This is a genomic window from Tetragenococcus solitarius NBRC 100494 (genome assembly GCF_001544195.1).
GTDB lineage: Bacteria > Bacillota > Bacilli > Lactobacillales > Enterococcaceae > Tetragenococcus > Tetragenococcus solitarius.
Window position 1 is genome coordinate 1 of sequence record NZ_BCPY01000067.1, and the last position, 4,718, is coordinate 4,718.

5 protein-coding genes, 1 tRNA gene and 1 pseudogene are annotated in these 4,718 nt (G+C 35.5%); 6 read left to right on the top strand and 1 reads right to left on the bottom strand.

The window, feature by feature from the left end:
* From TS1_RS11890 to TS1_RS12485, 6 genes and pseudogenes are all read left to right on the top strand, one after another.
* The coding region (locus tag TS1_RS11890; protein WP_068710694.1) for a PTS sugar transporter subunit IIC at window positions 1-796 on the top strand (796 nt) is incomplete at its 5' end.
* 66 nt (window positions 797-862) lie between these two features.
* A complete protein-coding gene (locus TS1_RS11895) occupies window positions 863-2,029 on the top strand; it encodes a GNAT family N-acetyltransferase (RefSeq protein ID WP_068710695.1) in 1,167 nt (388 codons plus the stop codon).
* A gap of 76 nt (window positions 2,030-2,105) precedes the next feature.
* Window positions 2,106-2,179: transfer RNA gene (locus tag TS1_RS11900), tRNA-Arg, on the top strand.
* Between the two features lie 121 nt (window positions 2,180-2,300).
* Window positions 2,301-2,981 (top strand): annotated as a pseudogene (locus TS1_RS11905) (IS6-like element IS1216 family transposase).
* Window positions 2,982-3,072: 91 nt separating this feature from the next.
* Window positions 3,073-3,336 carry a hypothetical protein gene (locus TS1_RS11910; RefSeq protein WP_068710696.1) on the top strand — a complete coding sequence of 88 codons (264 nt, stop codon included), beginning with the start codon at window positions 3,073-3,075 and terminating at the stop codon, window positions 3,334-3,336.
* Window positions 3,337-3,351: 15 nt separating this feature from the next.
* Window positions 3,352-3,510, top strand: a complete 159-nt coding sequence (locus TS1_RS12485; RefSeq protein ID WP_083498318.1) for a TrmO family methyltransferase domain-containing protein — start codon at window positions 3,352-3,354, stop codon at window positions 3,508-3,510.
* Window positions 3,511-3,765: 255 nt separating this feature from the next.
* Here TS1_RS12485 and TS1_RS11915 read toward each other — a convergent pair whose 3' ends face one another.
* The gene (locus TS1_RS11915) at window positions 3,766-4,638 is read right to left on the bottom strand and encodes a LysR family transcriptional regulator (RefSeq protein ID WP_068710697.1); all 873 of its coding nucleotides are present in this window, start codon (window positions 4,636-4,638) and stop codon (window positions 3,766-3,768) included.
* Window positions 4,639-4,718 lie beyond the last annotated feature (80 nt).

The window sequence follows — 4,718 nt, forward strand, 5'->3', positions numbered from 1 at the left end:
AGTCATTAAAATGCCGGATGGTGTACCACCAGCAGTAGCGAAATCTTTTGCCGCTTTACTGCCAGCAATGATTGTTATTACGCTTTTTGGTTTCGTGTCGGCTATTTTTGCTGCTTTTGGCGTCGAAGATATTATTAATTCATTTTATGAGGCAGTGCAACAACCATTTATGGGCATGGCTAGCACTTATTGGTCCGCTTTATTAATTGCTTTTATTACACCATTTTTATGGTTCTTTGGTTTACACGGAGCCAATATGATCGATCCGTTTATGCAAACCATTAATGCACCCGCTATTGAAGCCAACGTAAATGCTATTACTAATGGCGATGTTGCTCCTTATATTGTCAATAAACCCTTTATTGATTCCTTTGTTAACCTAGGAGGAACCGGTGCTACATTAGGTTTGATCATTGCTATTTATTTAGTGGGAAGAAAAAACAAAGCATATAAAGTTGTGAATAACTTGAGCGTAGGTCCTGGAATTTTTAATATTAATGAGCCTATGATGTTTGGACTTCCTATTGTATTAAATCCCATTATGTTTATTCCATTTATCGTAGTCCCAATGGTTTTGGTGTCCGTAGCCTATTTTGCTACAAGTTTAGGAATCGTTCCTGTAGCTACTTTCATGCCACCTTGGGTTACGCCCCCAGTTATTGGAGGATTTTTAGCTACCCAAAGTTTTGCTGGAGCTGTTCTTGCTGCTGTTAACTTGATTCTATCGGTTGTCATTTACGTACCATTTGTTAAACTGGGAGTGGATCAAGAATTGAAAAAAGCCGCAGAACAATAATAAAATAAGATAGGCGGCTTAAACCGTCTATCTTTGCTTTTTTTTAAAAGACAATGAGGTGAGTAAGTGACAATAGAAAAATTACAGAAAGAAAATTTTGCAGACAGTTATCAATTAGCCCAATATGCTTTTCGTTTTGCCGATGACAAGCAACACCGCGAAAAATTTTATCAATTAAGTCAACACTCTATCGTATACGCAGCCTTTTTTGAAAAACAATTAGCCAGCCAAGTGATTGCTACCCCCTTAAAAGTGCAATTATTTAATCAAGTGTTTGACATGATGGGGATTGGCTTTGTTTCTTCAGATCCTTCCTTTCGTGGACAAGGCAACATTGACCAATTGATGCAGCAGTTGCTGCTTGATTGCTATAATGAAGGGATATTACTTTCCTATCTAGACCCTTTTTCCTATCCATTTTATAGGAAATATGGTTATGAATTAACCTTTGAAAGAATTTGCTATGACCTAGAAAGCCAGAAATGGCCGGATAGTCCTAAGACAGCTGGTTACGTGCGTCGCATAGATTGGCAAAAAGCTAAAAGTGCCATCAAACAAGTGGACCAACATTCTGACAAACATAAACATGGCGGCCTTTTAAGAGAAGATTGGTGGTATGATTACAAATTTAATGACAAAGACAATTACTATTTCGCAATCTATTATAATGAACAGAGCCAGGCAGAGGGCTATCTTGTTTATCAAATTGAAGATGGAAAATTTATTTGTTTACGTTGGTTGAATCTGACCGCTTCTGCGCACAAAGGATTAAATCGATATGTTGCATCACATAAAGACTCGACCAGTCGAATTATTTTTGAAAAAGGCTATGATAAAAATGAGGGATTTTTCTTAAACGAAACTCCGATTACACAAGCAACCATTCGACCAGAAATGATGGCGCGCATTGTTGATGTAAAAAGTTTCGTTGAAAAGTGTCTTTTAAAAAACTTAAAAGAGTCTTTTGCAATTACGATCGAAAGTGATCCATATGCACCTTGGAATGAAGGAACTTTTGAATTAATACAAACTGAACAAGAAGTTCGCAAAGTAAGTTCAACTCAACTACCAGAATTAAAAATCAGTATACAGCGATTCACACAACTGTTTTTAGGCTACCTTTCGATAGATGATTTGGTCTTCCATGAATTCGTAACGATCGACCCAAAAATTGTAGATCCCATTAAACAATTGACACCGCAAAAATCCCCTATATTAGAAGACTATTTTTAAAACACATCCTATTTTATCGTCAAATTGGCTTGCTCTTTCGTAAGCAAAGCGATAAAATAGGATGTAGCTTTTTTATGTCCCTGTAGCTCAGCAGGATAGAGCGACTGCCTCCTAAGCAGTAGGTCGAAGGTTCGAATCCTTTCAGGGACGTTTAGGTTAATGCTGAATCTTTTGGTTGACAAGAGGTTCAGCTTTTTGGTTCTGTTGCAAAGTTTTAAATCTACTATCAAATAAGGTAGAATAATAGAAAAAGATAGCAGGAGGAATGACGATGAATCATTTTAAAGGAAAGCAATTTCAGCAGGATGTGATTATTGTAGCCGTGGGCTACTATCTTCGTTATAACCTTAGCTATCGTGAAGTTCAAGAAATCTTATATGATCGTGGCATTAACGTTTCTCATACGACGATTTATCGTTGGGTGCAAGAATATGGCAAACTACTCTATCAAATTTGGAAAAAGAAAAATAAAAAATCCTTTTATTCATGGAAAATGGATGAAACGTACATCAAAATTAAAGGAAAATGGCATTATTTGTATCGAGCCATCGATGCAGATGGTTTAACCTTGGATATTTGGTTACGTAAAAAACGGGACACACAAGCAGCCTATGCTTTTCTTAAGCGGTTAGTGAAGCAGTTTGATGAACCGAAGGTTGTAGTCACAGATAAAGCCCCCTCTATTACAAGTGCCTTTAAGAAACTAAAAGAATACGGCTTTTATCAAGGGACAGAACATCGTACCATTAAATACCTGAATAATTTGATTTAACAAGACCATCGTCCAGTAAAGAGACGCAATAAATTCTATCGAAGTTTACGCACTGCCTCTACCACGATTAAAGGCATGGAAGCCATTCGAGGATTATATAAGAAAACCCGAAAAGAAGGCACTCTCTTCGGGTTTTCGGTCTGTACTGAAATCAAGGTATTATTGGGAATCCCAGCTTAAATCATAGATACCGTAAGGGATTTTATTCTTTATTTAAAACTTTGCAACAGAACCCTTTGCTGGCTGTTTTATTCTAGTGTATAGTTTGGCAATGAGTTTGGAGGGACTAAAGCAAAATTTTATTACAAAAGTTGCTTCTTATGGTTCATTTATTCTACTGTTTTTCCCGATAATTACGCCTTTTTTATTTGAATTTTTTGGCGTTTTGGAAGAACAGACATTGTTGTTTTTACTTTTCGGTATTTTGTTCATTTTAGGGATGTCCATGGGTGTTGCTGAAATTTTGAATCAATACGCGTTGACTCGATTTTTATTAGCTAAAGCTTTTTTTGGTGATGATACCCAAAAAAGTTAGTAGAAAAAGGAAAATTTGATCCTTCGCGCTCTTTGTACATGTAAAGTGGTTTCAGTTCAAGAAACCCAATTAACGGTTACAGACATAGACGCGTTAGACGAAAGTCCCTTATTGGATATAAATCCTTATTCACGTCAATTTGATGTGGCGGAAATGACAGATGATGAATCATAGGAAAAACGTAGCGAAGTAAATTATTTTCTTTCCCGCTACGTTTTTCTTTTTATGTGTTTGTATTGAAGAGGTATTAAAATAAATAGTCGTATATTAGGTCAAACGGACATAAGATTCCACTACTTTTGTCCAATAACTATCTAACAGACAGAAGTTCCATTGACTTATGTCCGATAATAAGAAATAGGACAAAAGTCAAGCTGAGAAATGTCCGGTAATAAGAAATGGAACATAATTGTATATGTGACCTCTTTACTAAAGCATTTGTGCAATTCTTCTATAAAAATCAGAAAAAATACTATTTTTGCGCCAAACAAAGTAAAAATCATGTGTTTTTTGCAAGTCCTCAATTTCAATCTTGCGTAATTGTCCACGACTCAGTTCTTTAGTCACTGCTGCTTCGTAGAGCGTGGTTATTCCTAAATGATTAAATACGAGTTCTTTTAAGACACGAATATTTCCAATTTCAAAGTGTCGATGAAAGTCATTTAAAGATAAATTTTTCTCTTCTAAATTTTTTTCTAAAATGTCTCGTGTTCCTGAACCCTTCTCTCTAACAATCATTGTTTCATTTAATAAATCTTCAAGTAAATGAGGCTCTTGTTCAAAAGAATAATCAAAAGCAGCTACACAAATATAATTTTCTCTTGCGTAGGGGATAAAGCTGTATTCTGTTTTTGGGAAATAGCCTTCGACTAAGGCAAAGTCAAGTTCACCTTTTTGCAATTTTTCTAGGAGGCTCGTCGTGTTTTCCACATTCATAGAGATTTGTATGCTGGGGTGTTCCTCTAAGAAATGGATTAATTTATCGGGTAAATAAAACTCACCAATGGTTCGTGTAGCCCCAAAAGATAAATGGTCTATCGTTGGAGAATCTTGCAGTAATTCTTTGCGTAATAATTGATCGTCATAGGTGATGGTCGAAAGAGTTTTATAAAAAAGCTCTCCTGCAGTTGTTAAGGTTAATTTTTTACCTTTATAGGAAAAAAATCTAGTTTTATAGTCGTCTTCTAAAATTTTGATATGTTGAGAGACGGCTGGCTGTGTAATACATAGTTCTTCAGCGGCTTTAGTAAAGTTCATGTGTTTACATACAGTTAAAAAAGTACGCGTTCTAAAATCGAGCATGTTCGTGGTCCTTTACTATAAATTTTTGTTATGTAAGCATAATAAAAAATAATTTTTTGTTATATAAGTAGTATGATCCT

Excerpts from the sequence above, each read along its gene's own strand:
- TS1_RS11910 (WP_068710696.1), top strand. The coding sequence starts at position 3,073 with ATGAGTTTGGAGGGACTAAAGCAAAATTTTATTACAAAAGTTGCTTCT.
- TS1_RS11915 (WP_068710697.1), bottom strand. The coding sequence starts at position 4,638 with ATGCTCGATTTTAGAACGCGTACTTTTTTAACTGTATGTAAACACATG.